The sequence below is a fragment of the Arthrobacter sp. NamB2 genome (genome assembly GCF_005281365.1).
GTDB lineage: Bacteria > Actinomycetota > Actinomycetes > Actinomycetales > Micrococcaceae > Arthrobacter_D.
The window spans coordinates 551397-566795 of the sequence record NZ_SZWI01000002.1; the positions used below are offsets into that span (position 1 = coordinate 551397).

Annotated in this window: 16 protein-coding genes; 11 read left to right on the plus strand and 5 right to left on the minus strand. The window is 67.7% G+C overall.

Going from position 1 to position 15399, the window contains the following annotated elements:
* Positions 1 to 18: 18 nt before the first annotated feature.
* The 3 genes from FDK12_RS06325 (at position 19) to FDK12_RS06335 (ending at position 2002) form a co-directional block, all read left to right on the plus strand.
* Entirely contained in the window at positions 19 to 441 is a 423-nt protein-coding gene (locus tag FDK12_RS06325) for a ChaB family protein (RefSeq protein ID WP_137368743.1), read from the plus strand.
* A 103-nt stretch (positions 442 to 544) separates the two neighbouring features.
* Complete coding sequence (locus FDK12_RS06330; RefSeq protein ID WP_137368744.1) at positions 545 to 1600, plus strand: iron-siderophore ABC transporter substrate-binding protein; 1056 nt, start codon at positions 545 to 547, stop codon at positions 1598 to 1600.
* A 75-nt stretch (positions 1601 to 1675) separates the two neighbouring features.
* Entirely contained in the window at positions 1676 to 2002 is a 327-nt protein-coding gene (locus FDK12_RS06335; RefSeq protein WP_137368745.1) for a PRC-barrel domain-containing protein, read from the plus strand.
* A gap of 70 nt (positions 2003 to 2072) precedes the next feature.
* On the opposite strand, the gene FDK12_RS06340 is transcribed toward FDK12_RS06335, so the two are convergent.
* Positions 2073 to 2339, minus strand: a complete 267-nt coding sequence (locus FDK12_RS06340; RefSeq protein WP_137368746.1) for a DUF6480 family protein — start codon at positions 2337 to 2339, stop codon at positions 2073 to 2075.
* Positions 2340 to 2440: 101 nt separating this feature from the next.
* Positions 2441 to 2791 carry a hypothetical protein gene (locus FDK12_RS06345; RefSeq protein ID WP_137368747.1) on the minus strand — a complete coding sequence of 117 codons (351 nt, stop codon included), beginning with the start codon at positions 2789 to 2791 and terminating at the stop codon, positions 2441 to 2443.
* 102 nt (positions 2792 to 2893) lie between these two features.
* On the opposite strand from FDK12_RS06345, the gene FDK12_RS06350 reads away from it, so the two are divergent.
* A complete protein-coding gene (locus FDK12_RS06350) occupies positions 2894 to 3877 on the plus strand; it encodes a bile acid:sodium symporter family protein (RefSeq protein WP_137368748.1) in 984 nt (327 codons plus the stop codon).
* Positions 3878 to 3923: 46 nt separating this feature from the next.
* On the opposite strand, the gene FDK12_RS06355 is transcribed toward FDK12_RS06350, so the two are convergent.
* Complete coding sequence (locus tag FDK12_RS06355) at positions 3924 to 4247, minus strand: hypothetical protein (protein ID WP_137368749.1); 324 nt, start codon at positions 4245 to 4247, stop codon at positions 3924 to 3926.
* A 198-nt stretch (positions 4248 to 4445) separates the two neighbouring features.
* Between FDK12_RS06355 and FDK12_RS06360 the strand changes: the two genes are divergently transcribed.
* Positions 4446 to 5042: a nitroreductase family protein gene (locus FDK12_RS06360; protein WP_137368750.1), complete on the plus strand. Its 597-nt coding sequence runs from the start codon at positions 4446 to 4448 to the stop codon at positions 5040 to 5042.
* Between the two features lie 3 nt (positions 5043 to 5045).
* Here the strand turns inward: FDK12_RS06360 and FDK12_RS06365 are convergent, their stop codons facing one another.
* The gene (locus FDK12_RS06365) at positions 5046 to 6416 is read right to left on the minus strand and encodes a dihydrolipoyl dehydrogenase family protein (RefSeq protein WP_137368751.1); all 1371 of its coding nucleotides are present in this window, start codon (positions 6414 to 6416) and stop codon (positions 5046 to 5048) included.
* A 155-nt stretch (positions 6417 to 6571) separates the two neighbouring features.
* Between FDK12_RS06365 and FDK12_RS06370 the strand changes: the two genes are divergently transcribed.
* From FDK12_RS06370 to FDK12_RS06385, 4 genes are all read left to right on the plus strand, one after another.
* The gene (locus FDK12_RS06370) at positions 6572 to 7372 is read left to right on the plus strand and encodes a hypothetical protein (protein WP_137368752.1); all 801 of its coding nucleotides are present in this window, start codon (positions 6572 to 6574) and stop codon (positions 7370 to 7372) included.
* Between the two features lie 46 nt (positions 7373 to 7418).
* Positions 7419 to 8462: an NAD(P)-dependent alcohol dehydrogenase gene (locus tag FDK12_RS06375; RefSeq protein ID WP_137368753.1), complete on the plus strand. Its 1044-nt coding sequence runs from the start codon at positions 7419 to 7421 to the stop codon at positions 8460 to 8462.
* Between the two features lie 174 nt (positions 8463 to 8636).
* Positions 8637 to 9758, plus strand: coding sequence for a mechanosensitive ion channel family protein (locus FDK12_RS06380; RefSeq protein WP_137368754.1), 1122 nt, complete (start codon positions 8637 to 8639; stop codon positions 9756 to 9758).
* Between the two features lie 83 nt (positions 9759 to 9841).
* Positions 9842 to 11911, plus strand: coding sequence for an ATP-binding protein (locus FDK12_RS06385; protein ID WP_137368755.1), 2070 nt, complete (start codon positions 9842 to 9844; stop codon positions 11909 to 11911).
* Positions 11912 to 11925: 14 nt separating this feature from the next.
* On the opposite strand, the gene FDK12_RS06390 is transcribed toward FDK12_RS06385, so the two are convergent.
* Positions 11926 to 13008 (minus strand): NAD-dependent epimerase/dehydratase family protein, encoded by a 1083-nt coding sequence (locus FDK12_RS06390; RefSeq protein ID WP_137368756.1) that lies wholly within the window; start codon positions 13006 to 13008, stop codon positions 11926 to 11928.
* A gap of 144 nt (positions 13009 to 13152) precedes the next feature.
* Here FDK12_RS06390 and FDK12_RS06395 point away from each other — a divergent pair, with 144 nt between their 5' ends.
* Positions 13153 to 14244 (plus strand): YihY/virulence factor BrkB family protein, encoded by a 1092-nt coding sequence (locus tag FDK12_RS06395; protein WP_223263123.1) that lies wholly within the window; start codon positions 13153 to 13155, stop codon positions 14242 to 14244.
* Between the two features lie 79 nt (positions 14245 to 14323).
* The gene (locus FDK12_RS06400) at positions 14324 to 15349 is read left to right on the plus strand and encodes a glutathione S-transferase family protein (RefSeq protein ID WP_137368758.1); all 1026 of its coding nucleotides are present in this window, start codon (positions 14324 to 14326) and stop codon (positions 15347 to 15349) included.
* Positions 15350 to 15399: the final 50 nt, after the last annotated feature.

Sequence of the window (15399 nt, forward strand, 5' to 3'; positions counted from 1 at the left end):
CTCCGAGAGGATGCAGGGATGTCCCGTTTCACGAAGGACGGCAAGGTCAAGCCGGACGCGCTACCGAGCACGCTGCAGCGCTCCGACGAGAAGGCTCAGGAGACTTTCGCCGCGACGCTCGACGCCGCCGAGGAGCAGTACGGCGACGGCGAGCGGGCGCGGCGCACTGCCTTCGCGTCGCTCAAGCACGGTTTCGAGAAGGTGGGCGACCACTGGGAGCCGAAGGAGAAGAAGGGGCCCCCGGACGAGCAGGCCGCACGAGGCAGCGCGGAAGCACGGCCGACAGCGGGTGGGGTGGATGCCAATGCCTCGAAGCAGCACCTCTACGACCTTGCGAAAAAACTCGACATCAAGGGCCGCTCCGGCATGTCCAAGGACGAGCTGGTCGACGCACTGCAGAAGGCGAACGAGCGGGAGACGCGCAGGGCACGCGAGCAGTAGCTATTACGCTACGAAAGTATTTCGTAATAGCCGGCGGCTTAGGTTACCCTTACTTCTACCCCGTCCACGGCCTCCTGGGAGGCCACAGAAGCCAAGGAGCCTCATGGCCCCCTCACGCCTGCGCAGCTTGATCGCCGCTGCCGCCGTCGCCGTTCTCTCCCTCTCCGCGTGCTCCACCGGCCCTGTCGACAGCGGAGCCGCGTCCACGAGCGGTAGCAGCGCCTCCGCCGATGCCGGGGCTTTCCCCGTGACGATCGAGCACGCCTTCGGTGAGACCACCCTCACCGAGAAGCCGGACCGAGTGGCAACGGTCTCGTGGGTCAATGCGGATGTGTCCCTCGCCCTCGGCGTCGTGCCCGTCGGCATGCCGGCCGACAGCTATGGCGGCAACGAGAACCAGTCGACTCCGTGGAAGGACGCGAAGCTCGAGGAGCTGGGTGCCGCCATCGGGACCGAGAATGCACCCGTGCAGTACTCCGAGACCGACGGCATCGCGTTCGACGACATCGCCGCCACGGATCCCGATGTCATCCTCGCCGCGTACTCGGGGCTGTCGCAGGAGGACTACGACACACTGAGCAAGATCGCCCCGGTCGTCGCCTACCCGGAGGTCGCTTACGGCACCGCCTGGCAGGACTCCACCCGCATCATCGGCGAGGCCCTGGGTCTGTCAGGCGACGCCGAACAGCTCGTCACCGAGACCGAGCAGGCGATCGCCGACGCAGCCGCCGAGTACCCGCAACTCGAAGGCAAGACCTTCATCTACGGCAACCTCGAACCGGCGAGCGCCGAAGGCGTGAGCGTCTACACGGCCAATGACAACCGTCCCCGGTTCCTGACCGAGCTCGGCATGGTGCAGGCCGACGTCGTCACCGAGAACACGAAGGGCTCGGAAGAGTTCTTCATCCCGTGGTCGGCCGAGCGCGCCAACGAGCTCGACTCCGACATCTTCGTCACCTGGGTGCCGGATGCGGGCACCAAGGAGGCCATCGCCGGTGATCCGCTGCTGAGCCAGATTCCGGCCGTCAGGAGCGGCGCACTCGTCGCGGACAGCGACAACACCCTGACGCTCTCCATCTCCGCGGCCAACCCGTTGAGCCTGGTCTGGGCGCTGGACCGCTTCCTGCCGATGCTCGGCGAGGCCGCGGACAAGGCCTGACGAACAGCCGCCGATTGCCCTTCGGCCGTATCTCGGTTGGAATGGTGGAAGAACCGACTCGTGAAGGGAACCTCGATGGTCCAGGCGGAAATCAACAAGCTCCAGGATGCAACGGCCTGGGACAGCAAGGGCAAGAAGCTCGGCGACGTCAATGACGTACATCTCGAGAAGGAGTCCGGCGTCCCTGCGTGGGTGACGGTGTCACTCGGGCTGCTGAACTCCCGCAAGCACTACGTGCCGCTGGCGAATTCGCGCTTCGAGGGTGACGCTCTCTACCTCGCATGGACGAAGGACCAGATCTCCGGTGCGCCGAGCGCCGCCAGCAGCGTGGAACTTTCTCCGGAGGAGGAGTCCGCGCTGGTCGACTACTACAGCCTGCGGGATGACGCAGTGTCGTCCTAGCCGGCACGCAGGTACAGGAAGAGCCGCCACCCGCCGACGGCGGATGGGGGCTCTTCCTGTCGGCCCGCGCCTAGAACAGGTCGATGATGCCGACGATGTAGCCGACGATGTAGAGCAGTACCAGCAGGACGACGATGCCGATGATCGTGATCCACAGGGCCTGACGCCCCTTCGACGGGGTTTCCTCGTCCGCATGGCCCTGCTGCTGCCAGGCGGTGCTGGACTCGGCAGGCGGAGTCTCGCCCGGGGGCACTCCGCCGCCGGGTTCGAGGCCGGTGATGTGGCTCTCGACAGGATCAGGATTCCCTGCGTTCGAGGGATCCGGGCGTTCACTCATGCTGTCCTCCACGGGTTGACCGACGGTTCGGTCTCACCCTACCCCGCACAAGGTAAGCGTGCTTACTTATCCTTCCTCCGGGTGGGGGTTGCGCCTCGGGTCTACTGGCCCACGCCCGCAGTGCTTCCGCCTGTCGGGTCGAACCGCTGACCTGCCGCGCTGTGCGACAGCCCGCCCTTGTCCGGTTCGGAGCCTTCCTGATCGGAGCCGTCCGTCAATGCGCCCTGTTCTCGCGGCGTCCAGGACATCGTGATGTTGACGCCGTGTTCCGTGTCCTCCACGAAGAGGTGGAGGTCCTCGCCGATGAGCGCCTCATGGTGGACGGTGTCGCCCGCCTCCCTCGCCATGTCCGTGAGCCGGCAGATGGCAACCGCCATCGCCCGGCCCCAATCGTGCGGATGCTTGCTCGTCGACTCCTCGGTAGCGGTGAACTTCTTGTCGGTCGTCGCCATCGTCATACCTGCCCTTGAAGAGGAACTAAGTACCCTTGCCTTTCGGGTGACTGCAATGGTAGCAGTGGGTCATATCCGGGAGCAGGTGGTATTGGGTTAACGATGAGCACACAGAATCGCCACCCCCAGACCGCAGAAGAGCGCAGTGCGAGGATCGCGGTGACCCTGTTCCCGCTCCTGATCCTCGCAGGGGGAGTCGCGGCGGTCCTCACACCCGGCACCTTCACGGGACTCGGAGCGCTGGTCAACCCCCTGCTGGGCGTCATCATGTTCGGGATGGGACTGACGCTCACGCCAGTGGACTTCGCCTTGATCGGGAAGCGGCCGATTCCGGTGGTCATCGGGGTCGTGGCCCAGTACATGATCATGCCGCTACTGGGGTGGGGTGTCTCGATGGCCCTCGGACTTCCGCCGGCGCTCGCGGCGGGGGTGATCCTCGTCGGGTGCTGTCCGGGTGGAACCGCCTCCAACGTGGTCTCCTACCTCGCCCGGGGAGATGTGGCACTTTCCGTGGCCATGACGTCGGTGTCCACGATCCTCGCGCCCTTCCTGACGCCACTGCTCACCCTGTGGCTCGCGGGCCGGTACATGCCCGTCGATGCCGCTGCCATCGGCCTGTCGATCCTCCAGATCGTCCTGATCCCTGTCCTCGTCGGCCTTGCCGTCCGGTACTTCCTGCCTCGCCTCGTGGAGCGGCTGCTGCCCGCGCTGCCGTGGATCTCGGTGGCCGCGATCACGGTGGTGGTGATTGCCGTGGTCTCCGGCAGTGCCGGCATCATCTTCTCGGCCGGGCTGCTGGTGTTCGCGGCCGTGGTCCTGCACAACGGACTGGGTTATGCGCTCGGCTATGGGGCCGCGCGCCTGTTCGGTCTGCCTACTGCGGCCAGGAGGACGACGGCGATCGAGGTGGGTATGCAGAACTCCGGTCTCGCGGCCGGGCTCGCCCGTACGTACCTGACTCCCGAGGCGGCGCTGCCGGGCGCGATCTTCTCTGTCTGGCACAACCTGTCCGGCGCCGCGATCGCCGCCTATTGGCGCCGTCGCGACGATCGTGCGGTTGTTCCCGAGGAGCTGGGCCGGCGCTGACGAGGATCGCTGTTCCTGCAGTGGACGGACGGTCGGACTACGACCGTCAACCCTCCACGGGGCGGACGCTGAGCAGGCGCCATTCCTCACGCCGGGTGTCGAAGGCGATCCTGAACTCCAGGACGGGCGAGACGGGCCCGGTCTGTGCCGTGAACAGCCAGGCGGACGCCGTCGTGCCCGGCCCGCGGCCGGCATCTGTCCAGGCCCCGGAACCCGCACCCGGTGACGGAACGGATTCTCCGAAGGCCTGCCAGATGCTGCCGTGCCAGCGGAGGGCGATGGGCCTCCCAGACGGCGTGAAGCGGATCGTGGCGGGTTCGTCGAGGCGCCGGCGTCCTGCATGATTCGCATCGATGGTCTGTACTGTCATGCCCGCTGCCCTTCCCTCCGATTGCTGCTCACCACCAACAATAGAACATATTTCCTATTAACTGGGTGCGCGGACGGATTCGATGGACCGGGCCCGGGCGCCGAGCATTCCTCGGGAATGGCCCTGCGGATTCTGTTGTTGCAGGCACCGAGGCTCAACGGTGCGCCGAGAATCCGCATCGAGCACAGGAGTATTCCCATGTCACTCATTCCTTCCATGACGACCACCCGCAGTGCGGAGACCCGCGTGCCGATCATGCCCGAGCTGGCCGATCGCTGGAGCCCGCGGTCCTTCGATCCCGAGGCGACGATCACCGACGACCAGCTCGATGCACTGCTGGAAGCTGCGCGCTGGGCGCCGTCCGCCATCAACCTCCAGCCCCGCCGGTTCATCGTCGCCCGTCGCGGTACCCGCGAGTTCGACACGATCGTCGCGGCCCTCGTGGGGTTCAACGCAGCCTGGGCCCACAACGCCTCGGCCCTGATCGTCGGGATCGCCGAGACGTCCTCCGTCGAGGGTGACGTGCGCCCCTACGCGGAGTACGACCTCGGCCAGGCCGTGGCCCACCTGACCATCCAGGCGGAGGCGGAGGGCCTGGCGACGCACCAGATGGCAGGTGTCGAATGGGGCGAGATCGTCGCCGCGTTCGACCTCGCCGAGAACCTCAAGCCCCTGACGGTCACCGCGGTGGGCACAGCCGATGAGGCCGACAAGCTTCCCGAGGCCCTGGCCGAACGGGAGACCGCGCCGCGCACGCGCCTTCCGCTGGAAGAACTGGTGCTGGTCCGCACCTGAGCGCTAGCTGCGGAGGGCGGCGCGGGCAGCGTGTCCAATGACGGCGCTGTACGTTGGATAGGCGAACTTCACGCGCGCGAGCGTCGCGAGGTCCGTCCCGGCCGCCATGGCAGACGCGACGGCCGTGATCACCTCGACGGCGTTCTCGCCGACAGCGTGGGCTCCGAGGATCAGTTCGCGACGCCGGTCGATCACGAGTTTCAGGAAGCCCTGCTCGCGGTCGTCGATGATCGGACGCTCGACGGCCGCGTAGGGCACCGTGACCGCGTGGCACTCGGCGTCGCGCTCCCGGGCTTTCGCCTCGGTCAGTCCGACGCCGGCATAGTCCGGATCCGTGAAGCCGCCCTCGGGCAGGAGATGGTGCGGGGTGGTGCGTGTGGCTCCCAGCACCGCGTTCTCGGCGGCGGTCTCGCCCTCGAAGACGGCTGCCTGTACCAGCATGCTGCTGCCGTTCGCGTCACCTGCCACGAAGATGTGCGGCACGTTCGACCTCAGGTACTCGTCCACCGGGATGAAGGACCTCGCCGCCTGGACGCCCGCCGCATCCAGCCCCAGGCCGGCGAGGTTGGCGGGCCACCCCGCGGCCATGATCACGGCGTCCACCCGCCGCGACCGGGGTTCGCCGTCACGCGTCCACGCCAGCGTGAGCCCTTCGCCGTCCCTGCGGATGCTCTCGATGCCGCCGATGGCGGTCTCCACCTGGACGCCCTTGCCGGTGAAGCCGGCCGTGACGGCGGCAGCGACGTCGTCGTCCTCGGTCATCAGGATGCGCGGGGCGAGGTCGAGCAGCAGGACCTCGGACCCCAGCGCGTCGAAGATCGTGGTCATCTGGGCGCCTGTGTGCCCGCCGCCGATGATCGCCACCGTGCCCGGCAGACTCTCGAGGCCCAGGACCTCGTGGGGTAGCACGGCGTGCTCGGCGCCCTCGATGGGGAGGCGCCGCCCGCTGCCACCGATGCAGAGGATGATGGCCGCTGCCGTGACCTCGCGCCCGTCCACGACGACTGTATGCTCGCCCGTGAGCTCGGCGTCGCCCTCGATCAGTTCGATGTCGAGGCGCTCCATGATGGGTCCGTACCCCTTCGCGTCGAGGACGCGCGCCACCGTCGCCCGGACTCGCTGCACCGTCTTGTTCCAGTCCACTGAGGGCTCGTCCACCACGATGCCGTAGTCATAGGCGGTGCGGACCTCGCGGAAGAGGCGTGCGGTCTTCGCCAGCACGCGGGTGGGAACACACCCCGAGTTCACGCAGGTCCCGCCGAGTGCTGAGCGTTCGACGACAGCCGTGCGTGCGCCGAGCTCGGCCGCGCGTGTGGCAGCGGCCATGCCGGCGGGTCCGCCACCGATGACGAGGACGTCGAACGTGTAGTCCATGGGGAAGCTCCTTCTATCTGTCCGGGGTGGCGTTTCCCATCCTGCACCCCGTACGGGTGGGCCACAATGCGCTCGTGTACAGGGAGGGCCGGCGCTGTCGCGCGGGAGCTCCTGCGCCTAGGATCGGATCCAGGCTCACGAGGAACGGGATCGACATGGCCGGGGAACTGGGGGAACAGCCTCGTTACACGCTCACGGACGACGGCGCTTTCCTCCGCCTCGAGTGGGCGGCGCGGGTCACCATCGGGGCCGAGGACGTCCTCTCCACGATGGCAGCGGTGACGGCGGCGTCGCACGGGTGCAGACGACCGCTCCTGGTGGACATCGGATTGGTCGAAGCGATCACGCTGGAAGCGCGGCGCCTCCTCATCGAGGACACCTGTTCGTCCCGGACCGGCGTCGTGGGAGCTGATGAGGTGAGCAAGGTGCTGACGGCCTTCAACTACCGGTCGGTGACGCCCAGCCGGTACTTCTCCAGCGAGGCCGAGGCTGTCGAATGGCTGACCGGGCGGGCCGACGGCGGCGAGTCGACGAGCCGGGAGGCGGTCCGGGAACCTTTCAGGGCGTGGCTGGAGGATGGGATGGTGATGGTCGAGTGGGACGCCGGTATGAGTGTGAACGCTGCCGTCGCCGAAGCGCTGGTTGCGGCCGTGGGTGCCCTGACTCCTGCGGACCGCCGGCCCATGCTCGCACTGAACAACGACATGGTCTCGCTCACGCAGGAAGCGCTCGAGGTCTTCGCCACCCGGCTGGATGTCTCCGCACTGGCGATCGTCGGTGCGGAGGGCGACCGCGTCATCGCCTCCTACTACAAGCAGCTCCACAGCCCGCCCTACCCGACGAGATACTTCGAGACCGCTCGCCGGGCACGGCAGTGGCTCGATCTCGCGCGGCCGGCGGGGGTACCAGCAGAACCTCCCACGCCTGCCCGATCCGACCTACCGTTGGACCAGTGAACCCGTAGGCCCAGTTCGCGTCCCCGATGTTCCGAGGAGGAACCGCATGAAGACAGTGAAGGCGTACGCCGCCACGTCACCCACCGATCCGCTCATTCCCACGACCATCGAACGCCGCGATGTCGGGCCGAAGGACGTGCTGATCAAGATCGCCTTCGCCGGAATATGCCATTCCGACATCCACACCGTGCGGGGCGAGTGGGGGCCGCAGCACTATCCGCTCACCGTGGGCCACGAGATCGTCGGAGTCGTCGAGGAGGCGGGCGCGGAGGTCACCCGGCACAAGGTCGGCGACCGGGTCGGTGTCGGCTGCATGGTGAACTCGTGCAGGGAGTGCGCGAACTGCAAGCAGGGAGAGGAGCAGTACTGCCTGAACGGGAACACCGGCACCTACGCCGGCGTCGACCGGGACGGGTCCATCACGCAGGGTGGCTACTCGACGCACATCGTGGTCGTCGAGGATTTCGTGCTGTCGGTACCCGAGAGCATCCCCTACGAGGCCGCGACGCCCCTGCTGTGCGCGGGCATCACCACCTACTCGCCCCTCGCCCACTGGAAAGCCGGACCGGGCAAGAAGGTAGCCGTCGTCGGGCTCGGTGGACTCGGCCACATGGCGGTGAAGATCGCGCACGCGATGGGTGCCGAGGTCACCGTGCTGTCGCAGACCCTGGGCAAGCAGGAGGACGGCAGGCGTTTCGGGGCCGAGCACTACTACGCCACCAGCGACCCCGACACGTTCAAGCAGCTCGCCAACGCCTTCGACCTGATCATCAATACGGTGAGCGCGAAGATCGACCTGGATGCGTACCTCTCGCTCCTCGGACTCAACGGGACCATGGTCAACGTCGGTGCCCCGGCGGATGCCCTTCCCCTGCACGTGTTCACGCTGTTCAACCAGCGGCGTTCCTTCGCGGGGTCGGGGATCGGCAGCATCCGGGAGACACAGGAGATGCTCGACTTCTGTGCCGAGCACGGCATCGCGCCGGAGATCGAGCTCATCTCGGCGGACGGCATCAACGATGCCTACGAGCGAGTGCTCTCCTCCGACGTGCGCTATCGCTTCGTGATCGATACCGCCACGCTCGGCTAGGCGCGGACGGGGTCGCACCGGGAGCGCCCGGCCGACTCCACTCCCCGTCCAGCGGCGGTGTCCGCAGCGTTTCTGGTGGGATGCGACACACGGGCCCTGTGCAGGCCCTGTGAATCCACCGTGGCAGAGCCCCTCGGCTGGAAGCCCGCCGACGGGCTCTGACATGGTGGAGGGATGACTTCCCTGCTCGATGCCCTCCAGCCACTCGCCGCTGTCGTCGGCGCCGTCGTCGTCGCCCTCGTCGTCGTCTGGTGTGCCCGTCGCCTGGTCCACCGGCTCCTGCGGGCCGCTCCGGACGTGCAGGCCGTGACCAGGAGGGCCAACAATCCGGCGCGGCTGGTCCTGTCCGTGCTCGGCGCGAGGATCGCGCTGGGGCAGACGGCATCGGACCAACCGTGGTCGGGGGCCGTCGACTACGCGCTCGTCCTGCTCCTGATCGCCGCGCTCGCATGGTTCCTCGTCGTCGTGCTCCTGATCGTCGAGACCGTCGTGCTTGCTCGTTACACGGCGGTCGCGAAGGACATGCGCCGCCTGAAGCGGCTCGAGACGCAGGTGGTGCTCGCGCGGCGCATCAGCGTGGCGCTCATCAGCACGCTCGCCGTCGCGAGCGTGCTCCTGACCATCGAGGAGGTGCGGGCGCTCGGTGCCGGGATCCTCGCGTCCGCCGGGCTCATCTCGATCGTGGCAGGGCTGGCGGTGCAGAACTCCCTGAGCAACGTCTTCGCAGGGGTCCAGCTCGCCTTCACGGGGGCGATCCGCGTGGACGACGTCGTGGTGGTCGAGGAGGAGATGGGGACGATCGAGGAGATCACCCTGACCTACGTCGTGGTGCGCGTCTGGGACGAGCGCCGCATCATCCTGCCGTCCACGTACTTCACCAGCACGCCCTTCGAGAACTGGACCCGCCGCCGGTCCGAGCTCCTCGGGACGGTGGAACTCGATCTGGACTGGCATGCCCCTGTGTCGGCCCTCCGGAAGCACCTCGACGACGTCCTGCGTACCTCGGACCTGTGGGACGGGCGCACGGGCGCGCTGCAGGTGACGGATGCCGTGGACGGCGTAGTGCGTGCCAGGATCCTCGTCAGCGCGGAGGACAGCAGCTCTCTCTGGGACCTGCGGTGCGAGATCCGCGAGTCGATGGTGGGCTTCCTGCAGGAGCGATACCCCGGCGCCCTCCCGCGGCAGCGCTGGGAGTCCGTGGGCCCGGCCCTGCCGCTCGGCGCGTGGGACGGGCCGCTGGACCACGACCGGACGACGATCGGACGCACCGGAAGCCGGGGAGCCAGTAAGCTGTGAGCCACGGTGGCCTCTCCAGGCTGCGCTCCGCCGGTCCTGGTCCGACCGCGGCAGGACATTGATACTTTCGAACAGGTAGTGGCATGGGCAAGGGGCGGATGCAGGCGGTCACGGGCAGGCTGGCAACCCTGTCGCCGGTGACCCTGCACCTCCTGTTCGCCCTCCTCCTGGCACTTGCCGCGGTCTTCGGTCGGAACACCAACCTCGAATCGAGCGGCCTCGCACTCGTCTGGCCCGCCGCCGGCGTCAACTTCCTCTGGGGGCTGTGGGCGTCGCGGACGAGGAGGGACTTCGCGATCGCGCTGGGGTGCACGATTCCCATCCTGGCGGTGGTCAACCTCGCAACCGGCCTCAGTGCCGTCCTCGCGCTGTCGGTGGCGTTCGGGAGCCTCGCCCAGACCGCCCTGTCCGTCTACTTCTTCCGGCGAATCGTCCCGACGCTCAGCATACGGACCGTGGGGGAGTACCTGCGCCTCGGCGGCGTCGCGATCGGTGCCTGCTCGGTCGGCGCGCTGTTCATCGTGGCCGGCAGCGCCCTCGACGGGGCGGCCGAGCCCTTCACGGCGTTCATCCCCTGGCTCGTGCGCCACGCCGTTTCCCTGACGGCGCTCGGCTCACTGGGCATCGTCATCGCGGCCAGCATCGCGGCACGCGCGAGGGGTGAGGTGTCCCCGCCCCTGCCGTCGGCACGCCGGGCGGAGTACGCCCTCCTCGTCGTGCTGTCTGTGGTGCTGTATGTCGCGACCTTCGGCACGAGTATGGCCCTGCCGGTCGCCTACACGACCATCCCAGCCCACATGTGGGCCGGCCTCAGGCTCCGCTCCGCCTGGGCGATGGTGCACGGTGTCATCAGCGGTGCCTTCCTGGTCTTCTTCACCCTGGCCGGGTTGGGCCCGTTCCAGGACCTCAGGCCCGACATCGCCGCCTATGTGGCGCAGTCGTTCATGTTCATCGCCTTCTCCCTCTCGGCCGTCCTGGCGCTCAGCATGGACGAGCGGCGCCGACTCATCGCCCGGCTGTACCGGGCGACCGACGAGGCGAAGGCCGCTGCGGATCTCCGCGACCTCGTCATCGGTCGGATGAACGACGGCGTCCTCGTGACCGGGCCCGACCGCCGACTGATCTTCCAGAACGCGACGAGCGCGCGATGGCTCGGTCCCGGCACCGCGCAGCCCGGTGAGGTATGGACCCGCGACTACCAGGTCACGGCGTCGAACGGTGAACCGCTGACGGACGCCGACAATCCGCTGACGCTGGCGCTGCAGGGCGTCGTCACGGAACGCCTGGACCTCGACCTGATCCACCGCACGGGGGAGGTCAAGTACCTGTCCGTCGACGCTATGCCGCTCCCGAATGGTCAGGGCGCCCTGGTGGTGATGCGCAACGTCACCGACGAGCGGGTCCATCAGCGCGATCTCGGTCGCTTCGCCTCCGTCGTGGCGCACGACCTGCTGACGCCGTTGACGGTCTTCGATGGCTGGCTCGAGATGCTCGAGGACCCGCACCTGCCACCCGCCGAGCGGCAGGCCAGCATCGAGCGTCTCCAGCAGGCCAGCCTGCGGATGAGGAACCTCATCCGGAACCTGCTCGCCTACAGTCTCGCCAAGGAGGAGAAGCTCAGCGCTTCGAGGATAGATGTAGCTGAGGTGGCCGAGGGGATCATCGACCTGCGCACCGCCCTGCCCGGAACGCAACTGCCCGCGGTGACGTTCGACGTGTCCGCGCCCCACCCCGTCTACGCCGACGAGCGGCTCTTCCTGCAGCTCATGGAGAACCTGATCGGCAATGCGATGAAGTACGGGCGCACGGACGGCACGGGCGAGGTGCGGGTGTCGACCTCCACGGACGCCTCGTCGGGCAGGACCCTCGTGCACGTGCAGGACAACGGTATCGGTGTCCCGGAGGCCGACCTCGAGAGGGTCTTCGAGGAGTTCCACCGGTCCGAGAACGGCCTTGGACAGGCGACAGGCACGGGCCTCGGGCTGGCGATCTGCCGTCGGATCGCCGAAAGCCATGGAGGAACCATCACGGTGCGCAACGTGGAGCAGGGCGGCGCCGAGTTCACCGTCAGCCTTCCGGGTGCGCCCGGGCAACTGCCCGAAGGAATTCCCCTGGTCGACGCCGAGGACAGTCCCCAGGTTCCGGCGCCCTGAGCTCGCGACCCTGGCTAGCCCTCCGATCGGGGGTACATCTTCGGGGAGCCGCTGAGCCCTGCGCCGCGGCGCATCCCTGCCAGCACCTCCGCCACCGCCTCGCGCGACGAGTGGCGCGGTTCCCACCCGAGGTCCCTGCTGGCCCGGGAGGTGTCCATGACAGGGCTCTGCGCTGCCAGGTCGATCCAGCCAGGATCGGTGCGCTGGATACCGAGCCCCCAGCTGGCCGCCACGATCCACCGCAGCACGCGCACCGGGAATCCGATCACGCGGCGGGCCCCCAGGAGGTCGGCGAGGCGTGCAGGAGTCAGTTCGGGTTCGGCGGCGATGTTGAAAGCTCCGGACGCGCGCCTCGCCACGACGCGCCAGTAGGCTTCCGCGACGTCTTCGGCGTGGACTGCCTGGAAGATGAAGTCCGAGGGAATGGGTAGCAGCGGCAGCGGCAGGCGGCCCAGCAGAACCTTCGGGATCAGTGGGCCCAGGAAATAGCGCCCCACCTCGCTGCCCGCCGCGTCCTGGAAGATCAGTCCGGGCCGGAGGCGTGCCACCGCGATCTCCGGGTAGTCCTGCTCGAACGCATCCAGCAGCCGCTCCTGGTCGGCCTTCTGGCGGCTGTACTGGGAGGTCCCGACGCCGTCGGTCGGCCAGGTCTCGTCCCTGCGGCCGTCCTTGTCCGCGGGCGAGTAGGCGGCGACGGAGGAAGCACAGACGACCTGGCGCACGCCGACGGTCCCTGCCGCATGGAGCACGTTGGCCGTCCCTGTGACATTCGTACGGCGCATGGCCGGCTCGTCGTGGTTGGGCTGGATGGCCCAGGCGAGGTGCACGACGGCGTCGGCCCCCTCGAGGGCGCGTGTCAGGGCGTCCCTGCCCTCGTCGGTGCCGATGTCGATGGCGTGCCAGTCGATGCCGTTGTACGGCTCCTGCGTGGCGTCGGGGATGGTGCGGGCGATCGCGGTGATCGAGATACCATCTGCATCCTCCGAGGTGTCGTAGCCGGTGCGCTGAATCGCCTCCCGGTCGCGGGCTGCTCGCTGGAGGCGGGTGAGGAGCGCCGTGCCGACGTTCCCGGTGGCTCCGATGACTGCGATGCGCATGACTGACTCCTGGTCTCGGGATTCGTTGGCACACGGCGTGTGCTGATCGGAACTGGACTACTAAGTAAGCTTATGGTGCAGTTGAAGGAGGCGTACAGCCGTCAGCACGCCCCACCGATTCCGGGGCCAGACCGGGAGGTATCCGTGAGCAGCAACAGCAGGGTGGGCAGTGGCCCCAGGAGTGAGGCGGCGAAGAGGGCCGACACGGCGCCGGATCCGGATGATCCCCGCAAGCCGGACGATCCGAGTGATGTCAAGAAGCCGGCCTGGAAGTACGTGTTCAAGCGTTCGGTCAGCGAGTTCGGCAAGGACCAGTGCACCGACCTGGCCGCGGCGCTGACCTACTACGCGGTCCTCGCGATCTTCCCCGGCATCCTCGCATTGCTGTCCCTCCTGGGCCTGTTCGGCCAGGCGCAGAACACGACGAACCAGGTGATGGAGATCATCGGTCAGTTCGCCCCGCCGGACGCAGTCGAGACGATCAAGCCCACCATCGAGAACCTCGCCTCGAACCAGGCAGCCGGACTCACCTTCGTCATCGGCCTCCTCGGCGCCATCTGGTCGGCGTCGGGCTACGTCAACGCCTTCTCTCGGGCGATGAACCGCGTCTACGAGGTGGAAGAGGGCCGTTCGTTCTTCAAGCTGCGCCCCCAGATGCTCCTCATCACCGTCATCGTGCTCGTGCTGATCGTGATCATGGGCCTCATGCTCGTCCTGTCCGGTCCTGTTGCCGAGGCGGTCGGTAACACGATCGGCCTGGGCGGAACGGCCCTGGTCATCTGGAACATCGCGAAATGGCCCGTCGTCGTGTTCTTCGCCGTGCTCATGATCGCGGTGCTGTACTACGGTTCCCCCAACGTCAAGCAGCCGAAGTTCCGCTGGATGAGCCTGGGCGGATTCATCGCACTGATCGTCCTCGCCGTCACCACCGCCGGGTTCTCGCTCTATGTCGCCAACTTCGGCAACTACAACAAGACCTACGGTGCCATCGCAGGCGTGATCGTCCTGCTCCTGTGGATCTGGCTCGCGAACCTGTCACTCCTCTTCGGCGTCGAGTTCGACGCCGAGATGGAACGTGGTCGGCAGCTGCAGGGCGGCATCGAGGCGGAGGAGACGATCCAGCTGCCGCCGCGGGATACCAAGGCCGCCGAGAAGAAGCACGACAAGCAGCTCAAGCTCGTGAACGAGGGCCGCGAACTGCGAGAGAAATACGGGCGGGAGTCCGCGCGGCGGTAGCACCACCGCGCCTGCACCGGGAGGCCCGGCCATGTCAATGGCCGGGCCTCCCGCATTTCGGCGGTCCTAGACTTGCACCATGACCGACACGCAGCAGTCCGACGCCCAGCAGTCCGACACGGCAGGGCACAGCACCAAGGGGGCCTACGTGACCTCGGGGAAGGAATTCACCCGGGACACCCAGTACATCGAGACGCGCATCACGCGTGACGGTTCCGATGGCTATCCCGTCGAAGCCGGGCGATACCGCCTCATCGCCGCGAAGGCATGCCCCTGGGCCAACCGGACCATCATCGTGCGGCGGCTCCTCGGGCTGGAGGATGCCATCTCGCTGGGAACTCCGGGACCGACGCACGACAGCCGGTCCTGGACGTTCGACCTCGATCCTGACGGACGCGACCCGGTGCTGGGGATCGAGCGCCTGCAGGAGGCCTTCTTCAAGCGCGATCCCCACTACTCGCGCGGGATCACGGTGCCGGCCATCGTGGACACGACGACCGGCGCGGTCGTGACGAACAATTTCCCGCAGATCACCCTCGACTTCTCCGGCGAATGGCAGGAGTTCCACCGCGACGGCGCCCCGGACCTCTACCCGGAGGACCTGCGCGAGGAGATCGACGCCGTGAACAAGCGTGTCTTCACCGAGGTGAACAACGGCGTCTACCGCTGTGGTTTCGCCGGTTCCCAGGAGGCGTACGACGCCGCGTACGACCGGCTGTTCACGGCCCTGGACTGGCTCGAGGAGCGACTGGCCTCGCAGCGGTTCCTGGTGGGGGACACGATCACGGAGGCGGATGTCCGCCTGTTCACGACGCTGGTCCGGTTCGACCCCGTGTACCACGGACACTTCAAGTGCAACAGGAACAAGCTGACGGAGATGCCGGCGCTGTGGGCCTACGCGCGCGACCTGTTCCAGACGCCCGGTTTCGGGGACACCATCGACTTCGAGCAGATCAAGCAGCACTACTACATCGTGCACGAGGACATCAATCCGACCCGGATCGTCCCGAAGGGCCCTGACCTCGCAGGATGGACCACCGAGCACGGGCGCGAATCCCTCGGGGGCAGGCCTTTCGGCAACGGCACGCCGCCCGCGGCCGCCTAGGTACTTCGCCGGTCCGGCTGCCCCGGACGACGCGGCGGATCCGGACATTA

Bases quoted from the DNA above. Each gene is read 5' to 3' on its own strand.
- FDK12_RS06350 (WP_137368748.1), top strand. From the start codon at position 2,894: ATGAGCACACAGAATCGCCACCCCCAGACCGCAGAAGAGCGCAGTGCG.
- FDK12_RS06355 (WP_137368749.1), bottom strand. From the start codon at position 4,247: ATGACAGTACAGACCATCGATGCGAATCATGCAGGACGCCGGCGCCTC.
- FDK12_RS06345 (WP_137368747.1), bottom strand. From the start codon at position 2,791: ATGGCGACGACCGACAAGAAGTTCACCGCTACCGAGGAGTCGACGAGC.
- FDK12_RS06390 (WP_137368756.1), bottom strand. From the start codon at position 13,008: ATGCGCATCGCAGTCATCGGAGCCACCGGGAACGTCGGCACGGCGCTC.
- FDK12_RS06400 (WP_137368758.1), top strand. From the start codon at position 14,324: ATGACCGACACGCAGCAGTCCGACGCCCAGCAGTCCGACACGGCAGGG.
- FDK12_RS06375 (WP_137368753.1), top strand. From the start codon at position 7,419: ATGAAGACAGTGAAGGCGTACGCCGCCACGTCACCCACCGATCCGCTC.
- FDK12_RS06370 (WP_137368752.1), top strand. From the start codon at position 6,572: ATGGCCGGGGAACTGGGGGAACAGCCTCGTTACACGCTCACGGACGAC.
- FDK12_RS06360 (WP_137368750.1), top strand. From the start codon at position 4,446: ATGTCACTCATTCCTTCCATGACGACCACCCGCAGTGCGGAGACCCGC.
- FDK12_RS06385 (WP_137368755.1), top strand. From the start codon at position 9,842: ATGGGCAAGGGGCGGATGCAGGCGGTCACGGGCAGGCTGGCAACCCTG.
- FDK12_RS06330 (WP_137368744.1), top strand. From the start codon at position 545: ATGGCCCCCTCACGCCTGCGCAGCTTGATCGCCGCTGCCGCCGTCGCC.
- FDK12_RS06365 (WP_137368751.1), bottom strand. From the start codon at position 6,416: ATGGACTACACGTTCGACGTCCTCGTCATCGGTGGCGGACCCGCCGGC.
- FDK12_RS06340 (WP_137368746.1), bottom strand. From the start codon at position 2,339: ATGAGTGAACGCCCGGATCCCTCGAACGCAGGGAATCCTGATCCTGTC.
- FDK12_RS06335 (WP_137368745.1), top strand. From the start codon at position 1,676: ATGGTCCAGGCGGAAATCAACAAGCTCCAGGATGCAACGGCCTGGGAC.
- FDK12_RS06325 (WP_137368743.1), top strand. From the start codon at position 19: ATGTCCCGTTTCACGAAGGACGGCAAGGTCAAGCCGGACGCGCTACCG.
- FDK12_RS06380 (WP_137368754.1), top strand. From the start codon at position 8,637: ATGACTTCCCTGCTCGATGCCCTCCAGCCACTCGCCGCTGTCGTCGGC.